This window comes from Actinomycetospora sp. C-140, assembly GCF_054796175.1.
This window is the reverse complement of record NZ_JBTWNF010000005.1, coordinates 131,089-146,459: the sequence shown is the minus strand read 5'-3', so window position 1 is coordinate 146,459 and position 15,371 is coordinate 131,089. Positions and strand designations below refer to the sequence as shown.

At 75.1% G+C, this 15,371-nt stretch carries 17 protein-coding genes; 11 read left to right on the top strand and 6 right to left on the bottom strand.

Features of this window, described 5'->3' with window-relative positions; genetic code table 11:
* Positions 1–72: 72 nt before the first annotated feature.
* Complete coding sequence (locus ACR9E3_RS10625; RefSeq protein WP_460380405.1) at positions 73–720, top strand: sigma-70 family RNA polymerase sigma factor; 648 nt, start codon at positions 73–75, stop codon at positions 718–720.
* Positions 717–1,055 carry a mycothiol system anti-sigma-R factor gene (gene rsrA, locus ACR9E3_RS10620; protein ID WP_285657653.1) on the top strand — a complete coding sequence of 113 codons (339 nt, stop codon included), beginning with the start codon at positions 717–719 and terminating at the stop codon, positions 1,053–1,055. The genes ACR9E3_RS10625 and rsrA overlap by 4 nt, the downstream gene beginning before the upstream one ends.
* Before the next feature lie 91 nt (positions 1,056–1,146).
* On the opposite strand, the gene ACR9E3_RS10615 is transcribed toward rsrA, so the two are convergent.
* The gene (locus tag ACR9E3_RS10615) at positions 1,147–1,221 is read right to left on the bottom strand and encodes a 50S ribosomal protein bL37 (RefSeq protein ID WP_378022413.1); all 75 of its coding nucleotides are present in this window, start codon (positions 1,219–1,221) and stop codon (positions 1,147–1,149) included.
* A 47-nt stretch (positions 1,222–1,268) separates the two neighbouring features.
* Between ACR9E3_RS10615 and ACR9E3_RS10610 the strand changes: the two genes are divergently transcribed.
* Positions 1,269–2,813, top strand: coding sequence for a sensor histidine kinase (locus ACR9E3_RS10610; protein WP_460380201.1), 1,545 nt, complete (start codon positions 1,269–1,271; stop codon positions 2,811–2,813).
* A 223-nt stretch (positions 2,814–3,036) separates the two neighbouring features.
* On the opposite strand, the gene ACR9E3_RS10605 is transcribed toward ACR9E3_RS10610, so the two are convergent.
* Both ACR9E3_RS10605 and ACR9E3_RS10600 read right to left on the bottom strand, forming a co-directional pair.
* Positions 3,037–3,291: a WhiB family transcriptional regulator gene (locus ACR9E3_RS10605; protein WP_460380200.1), complete on the bottom strand. Its 255-nt coding sequence runs from the start codon at positions 3,289–3,291 to the stop codon at positions 3,037–3,039.
* Between the two features lie 513 nt (positions 3,292–3,804).
* On the bottom strand, positions 3,805–4,725 hold the full coding sequence (locus tag ACR9E3_RS10600) for a diacylglycerol/lipid kinase family protein (protein ID WP_460380199.1): 921 nt from the start codon (positions 4,723–4,725) through the stop codon (positions 3,805–3,807).
* A 90-nt stretch (positions 4,726–4,815) separates the two neighbouring features.
* On the opposite strand from ACR9E3_RS10600, the gene ACR9E3_RS10595 reads away from it, so the two are divergent.
* Both ACR9E3_RS10595 and ACR9E3_RS10590 read left to right on the top strand, forming a co-directional pair.
* The gene (locus tag ACR9E3_RS10595) at positions 4,816–5,205 is read left to right on the top strand and encodes a hypothetical protein (protein WP_460380198.1); all 390 of its coding nucleotides are present in this window, start codon (positions 4,816–4,818) and stop codon (positions 5,203–5,205) included.
* A gap of 21 nt (positions 5,206–5,226) precedes the next feature.
* Positions 5,227–5,784 (top strand): class I SAM-dependent methyltransferase, encoded by a 558-nt coding sequence (locus tag ACR9E3_RS10590; protein WP_460380403.1) that lies wholly within the window; start codon positions 5,227–5,229, stop codon positions 5,782–5,784.
* Between the two features lie 21 nt (positions 5,785–5,805).
* Here ACR9E3_RS10590 and ACR9E3_RS10585 read toward each other — a convergent pair whose 3' ends face one another.
* A complete protein-coding gene (locus ACR9E3_RS10585; protein WP_460380197.1) occupies positions 5,806–6,441 on the bottom strand; it encodes a histidine phosphatase family protein in 636 nt (211 codons plus the stop codon).
* A gap of 116 nt (positions 6,442–6,557) precedes the next feature.
* Positions 6,558–6,971, bottom strand: a complete 414-nt coding sequence (sodN, locus tag ACR9E3_RS10580) for a superoxide dismutase, Ni (protein ID WP_285657661.1) — start codon at positions 6,969–6,971, stop codon at positions 6,558–6,560.
* 92 nt (positions 6,972–7,063) lie between these two features.
* Between sodN and ACR9E3_RS10575 the strand changes: the two genes are divergently transcribed.
* A complete protein-coding gene (locus tag ACR9E3_RS10575; protein WP_460380196.1) occupies positions 7,064–7,405 on the top strand; it encodes a S24/S26 family peptidase in 342 nt (113 codons plus the stop codon).
* Here ACR9E3_RS10575 and ACR9E3_RS10570 read toward each other — a convergent pair.
* Positions 7,391–8,029, bottom strand: a complete 639-nt coding sequence (locus tag ACR9E3_RS10570) for a dTDP-4-dehydrorhamnose 3,5-epimerase family protein (RefSeq protein ID WP_460380195.1) — start codon at positions 8,027–8,029, stop codon at positions 7,391–7,393. The genes ACR9E3_RS10575 and ACR9E3_RS10570 overlap by 15 nt on opposite strands.
* Before the next feature lie 287 nt (positions 8,030–8,316).
* On the opposite strand from ACR9E3_RS10570, the gene ACR9E3_RS10565 reads away from it, so the two are divergent.
* The 5 genes from ACR9E3_RS10565 to ACR9E3_RS10545 all read left to right on the top strand — a co-directional run bounded on the left by ACR9E3_RS10565 (position 8,317) and on the right by ACR9E3_RS10545 (position 15,340).
* Positions 8,317–9,561, top strand: a complete 1,245-nt coding sequence (locus tag ACR9E3_RS10565) for an NAD(P)-dependent malic enzyme (protein WP_460380194.1) — start codon at positions 8,317–8,319, stop codon at positions 9,559–9,561.
* A 478-nt stretch (positions 9,562–10,039) separates the two neighbouring features.
* Positions 10,040–12,754: a putative bifunctional diguanylate cyclase/phosphodiesterase gene (locus ACR9E3_RS10560; RefSeq protein WP_460380193.1), complete on the top strand. Its 2,715-nt coding sequence runs from the start codon at positions 10,040–10,042 to the stop codon at positions 12,752–12,754.
* A gap of 157 nt (positions 12,755–12,911) precedes the next feature.
* The gene (locus tag ACR9E3_RS10555) at positions 12,912–13,991 is read left to right on the top strand and encodes an ABC transporter ATP-binding protein (RefSeq protein ID WP_460380192.1); all 1,080 of its coding nucleotides are present in this window, start codon (positions 12,912–12,914) and stop codon (positions 13,989–13,991) included.
* Positions 13,988–14,623 carry an ABC transporter permease gene (locus ACR9E3_RS10550; RefSeq protein ID WP_460380191.1) on the top strand — a complete coding sequence of 212 codons (636 nt, stop codon included), beginning with the start codon at positions 13,988–13,990 and terminating at the stop codon, positions 14,621–14,623. Before ACR9E3_RS10555 ends, ACR9E3_RS10550 begins: the two co-directional genes overlap by 4 nt.
* Before the next feature lie 3 nt (positions 14,624–14,626).
* On the top strand, positions 14,627–15,340 hold the full coding sequence (locus ACR9E3_RS10545) for an ABC transporter permease (RefSeq protein ID WP_460380190.1): 714 nt from the start codon (positions 14,627–14,629) through the stop codon (positions 15,338–15,340).
* Positions 15,341–15,371 lie beyond the last annotated feature (31 nt).

The window sequence follows — 15,371 nt, the reverse complement described above, 5'->3', positions numbered from 1 at the left end:
GGAGGGAGCCTCGTGGCCGACGGTGCGAGCGCGGCGAGCGATCGGGCCGGCGAGCCCGAAGAGCGCCAGGAGGTGCGGTCGGCGCCGGCGGACGGGGCGGTGGACCTGGCGACCGAGACGCCCGAGGAGCGTGCCGCGCGCTTCGAGCGTGACGCGATGCCGCTGGTCGACCAGCTGTACGCGGCGGCCCTGCGCATGACGCGCAACCCGGCCGACGCCGAGGACCTGGTGCAGGAGACGGTGCTCAAGGCGTACTCGTCGTTCGCCTCGTTCACGCCCGGCACGAACCTCAAGGCGTGGATGTACCGCATCCTCACCAACTCCTACATCAACACCTACCGCAAGCGGCAGCGGCAGCCCCAGCAGTCGCCCACCGAGGAGATCACCGACTGGCAGCTCGCCCAGGCCGGGGAGCACAGCTCGTCGGGCCTGCCGTCGGCCGAGGCCGAGGCGCTGGAGAACCTGCCGGACAACGACATCCGCGACGCGCTGTCGAGCCTGCCGGACGACTTCCGGATGGCGGTGTACCTCGCCGACGTCGAGGGCTTCGCCTACAAGGAGATCGCCGACATCATGGGCACGCCGATCGGCACCGTGATGTCGCGACTGCACCGTGGTCGCCGCCAGCTGCGGGAGGCGCTCACCGACACCGCCCGCGACCGCGGGTTCCTCCGCGACGGGGACACCCGCGTGACGACCGGAGAGGGGGCCGCGCGATGAGCTGCGGAGAGCCCCACGAGACCGACTGCTCGGAGGTCCTCGCGGAGGTGTGGCTGCTGCTCGACCACGAGTGCCAGCCCGAGCGCGACGCCCAGCTGCGCCGCCACCTCGACGAGTGCGGCCCTTGTCTGGCCCGCTACGGGCTCGAGGAGAAGGTCAAGACGCTGCTGGGCCGCAGCTGCCGCGGCGAGCACGCCCCGGCCGAGCTGCACGAGCGCCTCCGGGAGCAGATCCGCGCGACGGTGCTCGAGCAGGCGCAGGTCACCGTCGAGCGCGGCCCCGCCGGCACGGTCGTCGAGGTCAACCAGACCCGCGTGGAGTCCTGGCGCCGCTGAGCGCTCCGGCAGCACCGGCGAACCGACGACGGGCCCGTCCGCAATGTGCGGACGGGCCCGTCGTGTGTCCGGGGCAGGCGCTGAGGCGCGTTCAGGCGTGGGGGCGCTTGCCGTGGTTGCTGCTCTTCTTCTTGCGGTCCCGCTTCTGGCGCGCGCGCTTCGACATGCGTCCATCGTCGCACGTCGGGGGCGCGCGACGGTCACAGTGGTTGGATGAGGTCCGTGGGGAACCGCGGCCGGCCGACCTCGACGTTGTCGAACCTCCTGGCCACCCACACGACGCTCTCCGGGTCGGCGGTGGCGCACCTGCAGCGGGTGGTCGCCGAGTGGCAGCTGCTGGCCGACCTCTCGTTCGCCGACTTCCTGCTCTGGATCCCCGTCACGGGCGGCGACCTGGCCGGGAAGTTCCTGTGCGTCGCGCAGAGCCGCCCGACGACGACGGCGACCGCCCACCCCGAGGACATGGTCGGCACCGTGGCCTCGGCGAGCCAGCACGCCCAGCTCGACCGGGCCCTGCACGACTCGACCCTGCGGCGCGAGGACCAGCCCCGCTGGCACCGGGGCCGGTCGGTGCGCCGCGAGGTCGTGCCGGTGCGGGCGCCCACGAGCCGGGAGGACTCGGGCTCGGGCGACGTGATCGCGGTCCTCGGCCGCGACACGAACCTGGCCGCCCCCCGGGTGCCGAGCACGCTGGAGATCTCGTACCTCGCGGTGGCCTCCGACCTGTGCCAGATGGTCGCGGACGGGACGTTCCCCACCGCCGCCGGCCGCGACGAGGGCCGCTCGTCGCCCCGGGTGGGCGACGGGCTCGTGCGCATCAGCTCGACCGGCCGCGTGCTCTACGCGAGCCCGAACGCCGCCTCAGCCTTCCACCGCCTGGGGTGGAGCGACGAGCTGGTGGGCGTCGACCTCGCGACGGTCGTGCGCGACGTCGCCGACGACGCCTTCGAGGGCACCGAGGCCGCCGAGCACGTGCGCGGGGCGCTGGCCGGGACGCCGTCCCAGCGCGCCGAGCTGGAGGGCCACGGCGCGACGGCCGTGCTGCGGGCGCTGCCGCTGCACCCGCGCGGGCTGCCGTCCGGCGCGCTGGTGCTCGTCCGGGACGTCACCGACGTCCGCCGCCGCGACCGGGCGCTGCTGAGCAAGGACGCCACGATCCGCGAGATCCACCACCGCGTGAAGAACAACCTGCAGACCGTGGCGGCGCTCCTGCGCCTGCAGGCGCGCCGCACGCCCCACAACGAGGCCCAGGAGGCGCTCACGGAGTCGGTGCGCCGCGTCTCGTCGATCGCCCTGGTGCACGAGGCGCTGGCGGCGTCGGTGGACGAGAAGGTGGACATCGACGAGGTCCTCGACCGCGTGCTGCCGATGATGAACGACCTCGCGCGGCCCGGGGCCCGCGTCGCCATGAGCCGTCAGGGCGAGGTCGGCGTGCTGCCGGCGGTGATGGCGACACCGCTGGTCATGGTGCTCACCGAGCTCGTCGCGAACGCCCTCGAGCACGGGTTCGCCGAGCGCGCGTCGGGCTCGGTGGTGATCGCCGCGAAGCGCACCGCCGCGGTGCTCGAGGTGGAGGTCCGCGACGACGGCCGCGGGCTGCCCGAGACGTTCTCGCTGGAGCGGGCCACGGGCCTCGGTCTCCAGATCGTGCGGACGCTCGTCGACTCGGAGCTGGACGGCAGCCTGAGCATGCGCCCGGCGGAGTCGGAGGGCACCCGCGCCGTCCTGCGGGTGCCGTTGCAGCACCGGGGACGCTGAGCGGACCATCCGCGGCCCTGGGACGCCCGCAGGGGGCCGCACCGGCGCCGGACGCACGAAGGCCCCGGCACCGTCTTCGGGGGACGGGACCGGGGCCCTCGGGTCTCGCGTGGTCGATCCGCGCTCACCGGGACGGACGCGTGGGGAGCGAGCGTCCGGCGTGGTGCTGCGGACCTGGTCGGCGCCTGGGGGAGCGTGGGAGCGCGGCGCCGGGTCGGGGCCGTCAGAGCGCGGTGTGCACCTCGGGCCGGATGCCGTGGCGCTTGAGCGCGCGGCGCTCGTCCTCGCTCGCACCGCCCCAGACGCCCGCGTCCTGGCCCGACTCGAGGGCCCACTTCAGGCACTCGGTCATCGCCGGGCAGCGCCGGCAGACGCTTTTCGCGCGAGCGATCTGGGAGAGCGCGGGGCCGCTCGTGCCGACGGGGAAGAACAGTTCCGGGTCCTCGTCGCGGCAAGCAGCTTCGTTCCGCCAGTCCATCGTTCTGATCTCCTCGGAGGGTGCGCTTCGGGGCGCGCACCGGTCGTGGTCGTCGTCTTCTCGACGTGTCCCGGGCCCCACCGTCGGGGCCCGCGACCTGGCTCGGAGACCGGGGACGGCGACCCGCACCGCGTGGTGGTGTCGCTGTCCCCCGACTCCCGCCCGTTGTTCTCCATTTCGAGAACAACGGACCCGTCCGGTCCGGAACACCGGCCCGAGGGCCCGTGCGTCCTTCCCGGTATTCGCGGGGGATGCGACTCAATCTGCAGGACACGACCGACGAGATCGAGTGCCAAGCGGCTCGACGGGCGAACTCGGTCGGTGAGTGGAATGGCGCGCACCGTCATGACCGCCCGGCTGCGACGAGCGACGATTCACGCACGACGAACCGTCCACCCGTCCGAGGGGCCACGACGAGCGGTCGGCACCTGGGCTCGATTCAGATGCCCGTCCCGCCCACCGAGTTCACGTCGATTTCACACCGAGGTTCGTAGCGGGCCGTCCGGGGACGTCTTACACGACCACCCGCAGCGCCTCCGGGACCGACACGAACTCGACGTCGCTGCGCTGCCCGAGGTGGTCGCCGTCCACCTGGAGGTTCACCGGTTCGTTGCTGGTGATCCGCAGAGCGGGGACGTCGTCGCGCCGCACGACGGTCTTCAGCCCGGCGGCGCCGTCGCGGCGCAGCACCTGGTGCACCAGGCGCAGGACCGTCGGCAGGCCCAGCGAGCGCAGGGCGAAGACACCGAGGCCGCCGTCGAACGAGCAGCCGGGGTTGGTGCGCACCGGCCGCGAGCCGAGGTAGGTCCACGGGTCGGTGTTCGAGACGATGGCGAGCCGGACGCCGTCGACCGGCTCCTCGCCGGCGAGCTCGACGGTGAGGTCCGGCGGGTCGACCCGGGCGCGCGACCAGCGGCGGATCGACGTGGCCACGTAGCGGGCCGGGGTGGCGTCGTGACCGCGGCCCCGGGCGCGCTCCATCGAGGCGATGACGTCGGCGTCCCAGCCCAGGCCCGCGTTGAAGCTGAACCACCGCTCGTCGGCGCGGCCGAGGCCGACCGTGCGCGAGCGGCCCTCGTGCAGCGCGCCCAGCAGCGTGTGGGTGGCCTCGAGCGGCTCGCGCGGGACGCCGAGGGCGCGGGCGAACACGTTGGCCGACCCGCCGGGCACCACCCCGAGCGCCGGGACGTGCTCTCCGGGCCCGTCGGCGAGCAGCCCGTTGAGGGCCTCGTTGACCGTGCCGTCGCCGCCGAGGACCACGACGAGGTCGACGGCCTCGGACCGCGCGCGGGCGGCGAGCTCGGCGGCGTGGCCGCGGTAGCGGGTCGCGACGACGTCGAGCTTGATCTCGCTCGCGAGCGCGTGCGCGATGACGTCCTGACCGGCCGCCGTCGTCGTGGTGGCCGAGGGATTGGCCACGAGCAGCGCACGCACGGCGCTCACCGTAGACGGCACGCCCCCTCCGTCCGGGGGGTGCGGGGTCGGGATGTCGCCGATCTCTCCGCCGTGCCTACGCTGGGTGTCGTGGTGATGCCCCGTCCCGTGCGCCTCGCGGCCCTCGGCGTGATCGCCGAGGGCGTCGTCGGCGTCGTCGTCGCGGTGCTGCTCGCCGTCGACGGCGTGACGTTCTCGGTGTGGGGCTTCGTGGCCCTCCTGGGCCTCGCGGTGGGCGCCGCGGGCGTCGCCCTCGTCACCGGGACGCGCGGCGCCCGCGGTCCGTCGCTGGTCGCCCAGCTGTTCGTGCTCGGCTGCGGGTTCTACGCCGCGGTGCCCTCCCACCGCGCGGACTGGGGCGTGCCGGTGATGGTCCTCGCCGCGGTGGTGCTGTACGGACTGCTCTGCGCGCCCGCGCGCGTGTGGGCGGGCGCGGAGGACGCCGAGGACGCCGAGGACGGCGACGGCGTGCGCCCCTGAACTACGGTGGCGGGCGTGCCCATGAACGTCCTGCACCGCAGGCTCTGCCGGTCGGCCGGGTGGGCCGAGCGGATGCACCAGCAGGTCCTGCCGTGGGCCCTCGAGGACGTCGACCTCGGCGGCGACGTCCTCGAGATCGGCCCCGGCTACGGGGTGACCACGCGCTGGCTCGTCGAGCGCGCGGGCTCGCTGACCGCGGCGGAGGTGGACCGGCGGCTCGCGAAGGACCTCGGCGACGCGATGGGGCACCGGGTCGAGGTGCGGGCCGCTGACGGCGCGGCCCTGCCGTTCGCCGACGCCAGCTTCGACACCGTCGTCTGCTTCACGGTGCTCCACCACGTGCCCTCGCCCGACCACCAGGACCGGCTGTTCGCCGAGGCCGCCCGCGTGCTGCGCCCGGGCGGCACGTTCGCCGGGTCCGACAGCCGCCGCAGCCTGCGGTTCCGGCTCCTGCACGTCGGCGACACGATGGTCGTCGTCGACCCCGCGACGATGCCCGACCGCCTGCACGGCGCCGGCTTCGGCGACGCGACCACCGACGCCGGCGAGCGGTCGTTCCGCTTCCGCGCCCGTCGGTAGCTGTCCTCTGGTGCCGCTGCCCTAGTGCCGTTCCGCCGGCGGCGGGGGCGGCTCCACGAGGCCACCGGGGGCGTTGAGCAGGTCGATGCGCGGGACGCCGCGCTCGTGGCCCAGCACCGTCACCGACGCGGGGTCGAACGCGAACCCGACTCCCGCCGACGGCGCGAGGGACAGGTAGCGGGCGATGAGCACCCGCCCGGCGTGCCCGTGGCCCACGACCACGAGGTCGCGCTCCGCGATGACCCGCTCGGCGTCGGCGAGCACGCGGTCGAGGCGGGCGGCGAGCTGCGCGCCGGTCTCGCCGCCCGGGCAGGGATGGGTCCACACGGTCCAGCCCGGCACGTCCTCGCGGATCTCCGGTGTCGTGCGGCCCTCGTACTCCCCGTAGTCCCACTCGACCAGGTCGTCCCGGACGGCGTCCGGCGCGAGGCCGGCCAGCCGCGCCGTGTCCCGCGCGCGGCGGCGGGGGCTCGTCCACACGACGGGGGGCGGCACGTCCCCGCGCAGGGTGACGAGCAGCCGGCCGGCGATCCGGGCCGCGTCCTCGCCCGTCGGCGTCAGCGGGAGGTCGGTGCGGCTCGTGTGGCGTCCGTCGCGGGACCACTCGGTCTCGCCGTGACGCAGGACGTAGATGCGTCCGCGGGGTGTGGCGCTCACGGCGTCCTCCCTACCCGCTCCGGACCCGGAACACAGGCTCCCGCACGACGACGCGCCCGCCCCCGCGTGGCGGGGACGGGCGCGTCGGGGTCTCGCCGAGGAGGCCGAGCGGGCGCTCAGCCCTTCTTGGTCTCCCAGAAGATGTCCGAGATCTCGGCGATGTAGTCGAGCACCTGCTGACCGGACTTCGGGTCCATGGACGACTTCGCGCCGCCCTCACCGCCGCCCGCGGCCTTGGTGGCCTTGTTGAACAGCTCGTGGAGCTGCGGGTACTTCTCGAAGTGCGGCGGCTTGAAGTAGTCGGTCCAGAGCACCCACAGGTGGTGCTTGACGAGGTCGGCGCGCTCCTCCTTGATCTGGATCGCGCGGGCGCGGAACGCCGGGTCCTCGTTGCCCTGGTACTTCTCCTGGATCGCCTTGACCGACTCGGCCTCGATCCGGGCCTGGGCCGGGTCGTAGACGCCACAGGGGAGGTCGCAGTGTGCGGTGGCCTCCAGACGCGGACGGAGGACGCTGGAGAGCAGTCCCATCTCGCCTCCCTCTTCCTCATGGGGAATGGTGATCGTTCCGACGACAGGGAACGTACCCCTGTCACCGGCCCACGACACGTGAGGCGCCGACGGTGAGGACCCCTCGTGAGCTGCTGGTCACCCTCTGGCGGCAGCGCCCACGCCGCGTGCTCGTCCGGGGCGGATCGATGGCGCCGACGCTGCGGGACGGCGACGTCGTCGTGGCCCGCGTCGGGGCGGTCGTGCGTCCGGGGGAGCCGGCCCTGGTGCGGTGGCCGTCGCGGCCCGGGCAGCTCTCGGTCAAGCGCGCGGCGCTGGAGACCGACGAGGGCTGGTTCGCCGTCGGCGACGCCCCCGAGGCGTCGACGGACTCGCGGACGCTGGGGCCCGCGGAGGTCGTCGGCCCGGTGCGCTGGCGTCTGTGGCCCCGTCCGGGGCGTCTACGGGCCCGCTGAGGGCGTCGTGCCCGCGGCGCCCGCCAGCGCCTCGCGACGGGCCACGCAGGCCTCCCAGGTGGGCAGCGTCCCGTCCGCGCGGGCCTGGGCGAGCGTCGGCGCCGTCGCGTCCTTGTCGGAGAGCACCAGGTCCTCGCGGGGGCACCAGCGCGTCCAGGGGACGTCGAGGTCCGGGTCGAGGGCCGCGATGCCGTGCTCGGCGGCGGGCTCGTACTCCCGGGAGCACAGGTAGGTGGCCACGGTGCCGTCGGCGAGGGCGAGGAAGGCGTGCCCGAGGCCCTCGGCGACGTAGACCGCCTGCTGGGCGTCGCCGTCGAGGCGCACCGCGTCCCACGTCCCGAACGTCGGCGACCCGACGCGCAGGTCGACGACGACGTCGACGAACGCCCCGGCGCTGCACTGCACGTACTTGGCCTGGCCGGGCGGGACGTCGGCGAAGTGCACGCCGCGCAGCGCCCCGCGGCGGGACACGCTCGCGTTGACCTGGGCGACGTGCAGCGGGTGTCCCACCGCGGCGGTGAACACCCCCGCCTGGAAGGGCGCCGCGAAGGAGCCCCGGTCGTCGGGGAACACCGGCGGGTCGAAGAGCCACGAGCCCGGCACGCCCAGCTCCCGCACCTGCACGGCGGCCGACCCTAGACCTCGGGGACACGGGACCGGACGTGTGACCGGCCTCGGTGACGGTGCCGGTGACAGGGCGGTGACGGGCGCGACCCCACCTGCCGCAGACACGGGACGGGGTGGCGCGCGAGGATTCGCCGGTAGACCGGGCGCAGGTGACCCTCGACCCGGGCCGCGCGCCCACCATCCGCGCCGACGGCCCTCCGGCCCCCGCCGACCGCGGGAGGCCGGTCGAGATGTCCCGCCCCGGGTACCCCACTCGTCCCCTGCCCGACCCGCTTGGAGTCCCCGTGAGCGACGTCCCCGATCCCACCCAGCCCTCCCTCGACGGTCGTGACATCTCCGAGGAGGAAGTCTTCACCGCGCACGAGGGGGGCAAGCTCTCGATCGCACCGACGGTCGGGCTCGCCGGCCGCCGCGACCTCGCGATCGCGTACACGCCGGGCGTGGCCAAGGTCAGCCGGGCGATCGCCGACGACAAGGCGCTGACCGCCCGCTACACGTGGACCCACCGCCTCGTCGCGGTCGTGTCCGACGGGACCGCCGTCCTCGGGCTCGGCGACATCGGCCCGCGTGCCTCGCTGCCGGTGATGGAGGGCAAGTCGGCGCTGTTCAAGGCGTTCGCCGACCTCGACTCGATCCCGCTGGTGCTCGAGACCACCGACGTCGACGAGATCGTCGAGACCCTCGTGCACCTGCGCCCGAGCTTCGGTGCGGTGAACCTCGAGGACATCGCCGCGCCGCGCTGCTTCGAGATCGAGCGCCGGCTCGTCGAGGCGCTCGACTGCCCGGTGATGCACGACGACCAGCACGGCACCGCGATCGTCGTGCTCGCCGCGCTCCGCAACGCCGCCCGCGTGCTCGGCCGCGACCTCGCCTCGCTGAAGGTCGTCGTCAGCGGCGCAGGCGCCTCCGGCGTGGCCTGCGCGAAGATCCTGCTCTCGGCGGGCGCGTCGGACGTCGTCGTCCTCGACTCGCGCGGCGTCATCCACTCCGGCCGCGAGGGGATGAACGTCGAGAAGATGTCCCTGGCCGAGCAGACCAACCCCCGCGGGGTGCGCGGCGACCTCGCGGCCGCGACGTCCGGTGCCGACGTGTTCCTCGGGCTCTCCGGCTCCACCGTCCCCGAGTCGGTCATCGCCTCGATGGCCGAGGGCGGGATCGTCTTCGCGCTCTCCAACCCCGACCCGGAGATCGACCCGGAGGTCGCGCGCAAGCACGCGGCGGTCGTCGCCACCGGGCGCAGCGACTACCCGAACCAGATCAACAACGTGCTCGCCTTCCCCGGGGTGTTCGCGGGCGCCCTCGACGCCGCCGCACGGCGGATCACCGAGGCGATGAAGCTGGCCGCCGCCGAGGCGATCGCCGACATCGCCGCCGGGGACGAGGAGTTCGGCGTCGACCACATCGTCCCCAGCGCGCTCGACGACCGCGTGGCGCCTGCGGTGGCCGCGGCCGTGGCGCGGGCGGCGTCCGAGGAGGGCGTGGTCCGCCGCCACGTGGCCGAGGTGGCCGCCGAGGGACACGGTCACTGAGACACGATCAGGTTGCCCACGACCGGGTGTGCGGCACTCCTCCCGAGGGGTTCCGGCGGGTAGCCACGGCCGGGTGCGCGGCCCGTGTCGCTCGCCCGGTGGATGCGGAGTCCTCCGTTCGGCGGTGGCGGAGCGTTCATGGTCGCTGGGGGACCGTTCGCGGCACGGAGATCCCACCGACGGTAGGGCGTTGATCCGCACGTGGGTGACCGGGCGGCCCATCGGCCGAGTGGTTCTGGGCCGGTCGCCGTTCGTCGTGGCCTCCGTCCGCTTCGGCGCGTCGACCGGTCGGTGACCTCAAGGTCCATCGTCCGTGTCGTGCAGGCGACCGCGTCCGGAGACGCGGTCGCCGCGCCGGGTCCCCCCACGGGGTGATCCCCCCGGACCCCCATCGGTTCTTCTTCGTTGCCTGAGACAGAGACGGACAGCGCGTTCCCGATCGGAGGAACGTGTCGATCCGAGGGCGAGGGGGAGATACGTGAGCAGTGCCGTGCCGGTGCCGGGCTCGCGGGGCCTCGCCGTCGTCCGGGAGACGACGGCGTCCCGCCGGTCCGAGGCGCGCGCGACGCTGCCCACGGGGGACACCGGCACCGACGTGCCGCCCACCGCGCCCGGCACCCCGGGAGGCCCGCCGCTCCCGGCCGGCGCCTCGCTGCGCCACGACGGCCGCGGGCGCATCGTCGAGGTGCGCGAGCCCGTGGCCCGGATGGTCGACCCGACCGGCGGCCTCGACCCCCGCAGCATGCTCGGCGGGCCCCTGGGCGAGCTGCTCGTCGGCCTCGGGCCCGTCGACCCGGCCGCGGGACCCGACGGGCTCCTCGCGGCCCGGCTGCGCCGGGTGGCCGCCGCGCCGCTGCCGGTGCGGGTCGTCGCGTGGCCGGACGCGGTCGGCGGGGCGGTGCTGGTCCTGGTGCCGGACGCCCCCGAGACGGCTGCCCTCCCGGCGTCGTCGTCCCCCTCGGCGTCGTCGCCCACGGCCGCCGACGTCGAACGGATCGCGGGTCTGGGCCACTGGGAGGTCGACCTCGCCACCGGCTCCGCCTGGCTCTCGCCGGCGCTCGCCGACCTGCTCGGGGTCGACGCGGACGCCACCCGGCGCGCCGACGGTCTCGTGGCGGCGCTGCACCCCGACGACCGCGGCAGCCTGCTGCGCGGGTGGAAGGCCCTCGTCACCGACGGTGTCCCGCTCGACGACGAGGTGCGCCTCGGCGACGGCAGCGGGCGCATCCTGCAGCTGCACGCCGCGCTGCGCTCCCACGGGCCCGGGGGCTCGGTGCTCGGCACCGCCGCCGACGTGACCGCGCGCCGGCAGGCCGAGGAGCGGCTGCGCGCCTCCACCCAGCGCTTCACCGACCTGCTCGCCGTCGCCCCCGTCGGGATCGCGATGTTCGACGACGACGAGCGGCTGGTCGACGCGAACCAGTCGCTCTGCCGGCTGCTCGGCCACGGGCTCGAGTCGCTGCGCCGCCGGCGCGCCGACGAGCTGCTCGACCTCGACGCCGAGGCGGCCGCCGGCGTCGGGCCCGCGACGCCGCTGCTCGCGCGCCCGGCGGGGTCGGCGGGCTCGGTGAGCTGGTCGTGCTCGCCGCGGGCCCTGCGGACCCGCGAGCGCGGCGCGGACGGCGCGGACGCGGCGGCGGTGTGGTGCGAGCTGCACGTCTCGGTGTCGGTGCACGACGACGGCGGCGTCACCCACCTCGTGGTGTTCACCGACGTCACCGACGCGCGCCGGGTCGAGGCGAGCCTGCGCCACCAGGCCATGCACGACGAGCTGACCGGCCTGCCCAACCGCCGCGCGCTGACGACCACCGTGTCGCGGCTGCTCTCCGGCCCGACGGCGCGGCGCACCGGGGTGCTGTTCTGCGACCTCGACAACTTCAAGCGGGTCAACGACTCGCTCGGCCACGACGCGGGCGACGAGCTGCTCGTCGAGCTGGCCGCGCGGCTGCGCGAGCGCCTCCCGGCCGGCTGTGCCGCGTCGCGCAGCGCGGGCGACGAGTTCGTCGTCGTGTGCGCCGACGTCGACCTGCACGGCGGGCTGGACGCGCTGTCCGCGACGGTCGCCGGCATCCTGCGCACCGCCATCCCGGTGCACGGCCAGCTCGTGCGGATCTCGGCGACGGTCGGGGCGGCCGTCGGCGCGACGATCGGGGTGGGGGCCGCCGGCGACGTCCCGGACCCGTCGCACCTCGACGTCGACCCGGTCGGCGACCCGGTCGCCCAGGTGCTGCGCCAGGAGCGCGCCACCGAGCTCGCGGGCCTCGAGCCCGCCCCGTCGCACCCGGGCACCGGCGACCTCATGCGCTTCGCCGACGCCGCGCTCTTCGAGGCCAAGAGCGGCGGCAGCGGTCGGTTCGCCCTCGCCGACGAGGCGATCATGAAAGGCGCGGACGAGGCGCTGCGGATGGAGACCCAGCTGCGCGAGGCCATGGTCAACGACGAGCTGGTGCTGCACTTCCAGCCCGTCGTCGGGCCCGACGGCCGGGTGCAGACCGCCGAGGCGCTCGTGCGCTGGCAGCACCCCGAGCAGGGCCTGATCTTCCCGGACAAGTTCCTGCCGGTCGCCGAGGCCGCCGAGCTGATGGGCGACCTCGACCGCTGGGTCCTGCGCACCGCGGTGCGCGAGGCGGCGGTGTGGCCGGCGTCGGGCCCCGACGGGACCGTGCCCTCGGTGGCGGTGAACCTCGCGGGCCTGCTGCCCGGCGACCCGGACTTCCTCGACACCGTGCGCGAGGCCGTCGCCGACGCCGGGCTGCCCTGGGACCGCCTGGTCCTCGAGCTCGTCGAGACCTGCCTGGCCGACCTGCCCGCGACCACGCTGCGGGAGATGAACGAGCTGATCGCGGCCGGCGTGCGCTTCGCGGTCGACGACTTCGGCACCGGCTACTCGTCGCTCTCGCGCCTCACCGGCCTGCCCGCGCAGATCGTCAAGCTCGACCGCGGGTTCGTGCGCGGGGTGGCGACCGGCGAGTCCGACCGCGCCGTCGCCCGCGCCGTCGTCGACCTCACCGCCGCGATCGGGCAGGTCTGCGTGGCCGAGGGGGTCGAGGACGCCGACCAGTTCGCGGTCCTGCGCGACCTCGGCGTCCACGCCTACCAGGGCTGGCTGTTCGCCCGCGCGATGCCGGCGGAGAAGTTCACCGAGCTCCTGCGCCGCGGCCCGCTGACCCCCGAGGACCGCGCCGCGGGCTGAGGTCCCCGACGTGTCAGCGGTGGGCCACCGCGGACACCGGGTGTCCGCAACGCCACACGCTCGCCGGTGATCGGTCGCGGCTGTCGGGGGGTCCGGCTAGATTCTCGCGACGACTCGGTGGCCACGCCTGTGCCACCGGCGGATCCGGGGGCGCCACGTGATCGAGTTCCGGGACGTGGGCAAGCGGTTCGCCGACGGCACCGTCGGCCTGGAGTCGCTGTCGCTGACCGCCCGCGAGGGCGAGATCACCGTGCTGGTGGGCCCCTCGGGCTGCGGCAAGACGACGTCGCTGCGCACCGTCAACCGCATGGTGGAGCCGACGTCGGGCTCCGTGCACCTCGCGGGCCAGGACGTCGCCGAGGCCGACCCGGCGCTGCTGCGCCGCGGCATCGGCTACGTCATCCAGCAGGCCGGCCTGTTCCCGCACCGCCGTGTGATCGACAACGTGGCGACGGTGCCGGTGCTGCAGGGCCTCCCGCGCCGCGAGGCCCGCGCGCGCGCCGCGGAGGTCCTCGAGCGGGTCGGGCTGGACGGCGCCATGGCCCAGCGGTGGCCCGCGCAGCTCTCGGGGGGCCAGCAGCAGCGCGTCGGCGTCGCCCGGGCGCTGGCCGGCGACGCGCCCGTGCTGCTCATGGACGAGCCGTTCTCGGCGGTCGACCCCGTGGTGCGCGTCGAGCTGCAGGACGAGCTGCTGCGCCTGCAGGCCGACCTCGGCAAGACCATCCTGTTCGTCACCCACGACATCGACGAGGCCATCCGCCTGGGCGACCGCGTCGCGGTGCTGCGCGTGGGCGGGCGCCTCGCCCAGTTCGCACCGCCCGACGAGCTGCTCGCCGCCCCGGTGGACGACTTCGTGTCCGGCTTCGTGGGTCGCGACCGCGGCTACCGCCGCCTCGGGTTCGTGCCGGCCACGGCGCTGCGGCTGGTCGACCTGCCCACGCGTGCCGACGAGAACGGCTCCTCCGGGGTGCCGGGGGAGTGGACGGTGCTGCTCGACGGCGCCGAGCGCCCGGCCGCGTGGCTCGGCCCCGACGGCGCGCGCCACGACCTCGGCTCGGTGTACGTCACCGACGGCGCCGACGCCGCGTCCGACGGCGCGGGCACGCTGCGCGGCGCGCTCGACGCGGCGCTGAGCTCGCCCGCGGGCCGCGGCGTCGCCGTCGACGGCGCGGGCCGCTACCGGGGCGGGGTCGACACCGACGACGTGCTGGCGCTGCTCGACCGGGGCGCGCGGTGAGGGCGTTCGGGTACGAGCTCGACGAGCTGGTCGTCGACCACGTGCTCCTGGCCGTCGTCCCGGTGCTGCTCGGGCTGGTGATCGCGCTGCCGCTGGGCTGGTGGGCCCACCGCTCGCGCGCCGCGCGCCGGGTGCTCGTGCCGCTGTCCGGCGCGCTCTACACGATCCCGTCGCTCGCGCTCATCGTGTTCATCCCGGTGCTGCTGGCCACGCCGATCCTCAGCCCCGTCAACGTGCTGGTCACGCTGACGATCTACGCGGTGGCGCTCCTCGTGCGCAGCGTCGCCGAGGCGCTCGACTCCGTGGCCGACACCGTCACCACGGCGGCGCTCGCCGTCGGCTACCGCCCGACGGGCCTGCTGCTCGGCGTGCAGCTGCCGCTCGCGGTGCCGGTGCTCACCGCCGGGGTGCGGGTCGCGTCGGTCACGACGTTCTCCATGGTCACGGTGGGCGCGCTCGTCGGGGTGCAGTCCCTGGGCACGCTGATGACCGACGGGTTCCAGCAGGACTACACGGCCATGGTCGTCACCGGCATCGTCGGCTCGATCGCGCTCGCGTTCGTCTTCGACGCCCTGTGGCTCGGGCTCGGGCGGGCCCTCACGCCGTGGTCGCGGGCCCGGGCGGGGGTGTAGGCGGTGCTCGGACGTCTCCTCGACTGGTTCACCGCTCCCGCGCAGTGGAGCGGCGGCACCGGCATCCCGACCCGCGTGCTCGAGCACCTCGGCTACACCCTGCTCGCCGTCGTCATCGCCGCCGTGATCGCCCTGCCGCTGGGCGCGCTCATCGGGCACACCCGCCGCGGCGGGCTCGCCGTCGTCGGCGTGGCCAACGGCCTGCGCGCGGTCCCCGAGATCGGCGTGCTCGTGCTGTTCGTCCTCCTGCTCGGGCTGGGCCTGCTGCCGCCGACGCTCGCGCTCGTCCTGCTCGCGGTCCCGCCGATGCTCGCCGGCGCGTACTCCGGGGTCGCCGGGGCCGACGCCGGCGCGGTCGACGCCGCGCGCGGCATGGGGATGCGTGAGCACCAGATCCTGCTGCAGGTCGAGGTGCCCGCCGCCGTGCCGCTCGTGCTCGGCGGGGTGCGCTTCGCGACGCTGCAGGTGGTGGCCACCGCGACCATCGCCGCCTACGTCGGCCTCGGCGGGCTCGGGCGCTACATCATCGACGGCTTCTCGGTGCGCGACTACCCGCAGGTGCTCGGCGGCGCCCTCGTGGTGGCCGTGCTGTCGATCGTCGTCGAGCTCGTCCTCCAGGGCCTCGGGCGCCTCGTCACGCCCGGCCCCGGCCGTGTCCGGATCACGAGCCCGTTCGCGCCCGCCGACCCCCCGACCTCCCGCCCCGTCCCGTCCTGAGAGAGGCCCGACCGATGATCCGATCTTCGCG

Coding starts and splice junctions, on each gene's coding strand:
- ACR9E3_RS10610 (WP_460380201.1), top strand. CDS start 1,269: ATGAGGTCCGTGGGGAACCGCGGCCGGCCGACCTCGACGTTGTCGAAC.
- ACR9E3_RS10605 (WP_460380200.1), bottom strand. CDS start 3,291: ATGGACTGGCGGAACGAAGCTGCTTGCCGCGACGAGGACCCGGAACTG.
- rsrA (WP_285657653.1), top strand. CDS start 717: ATGAGCTGCGGAGAGCCCCACGAGACCGACTGCTCGGAGGTCCTCGCG.
- sodN (WP_285657661.1), bottom strand. CDS start 6,971: ATGGGACTGCTCTCCAGCGTCCTCCGTCCGCGTCTGGAGGCCACCGCA.
- ACR9E3_RS10590 (WP_460380403.1), top strand. CDS start 5,227: ATGAACGTCCTGCACCGCAGGCTCTGCCGGTCGGCCGGGTGGGCCGAG.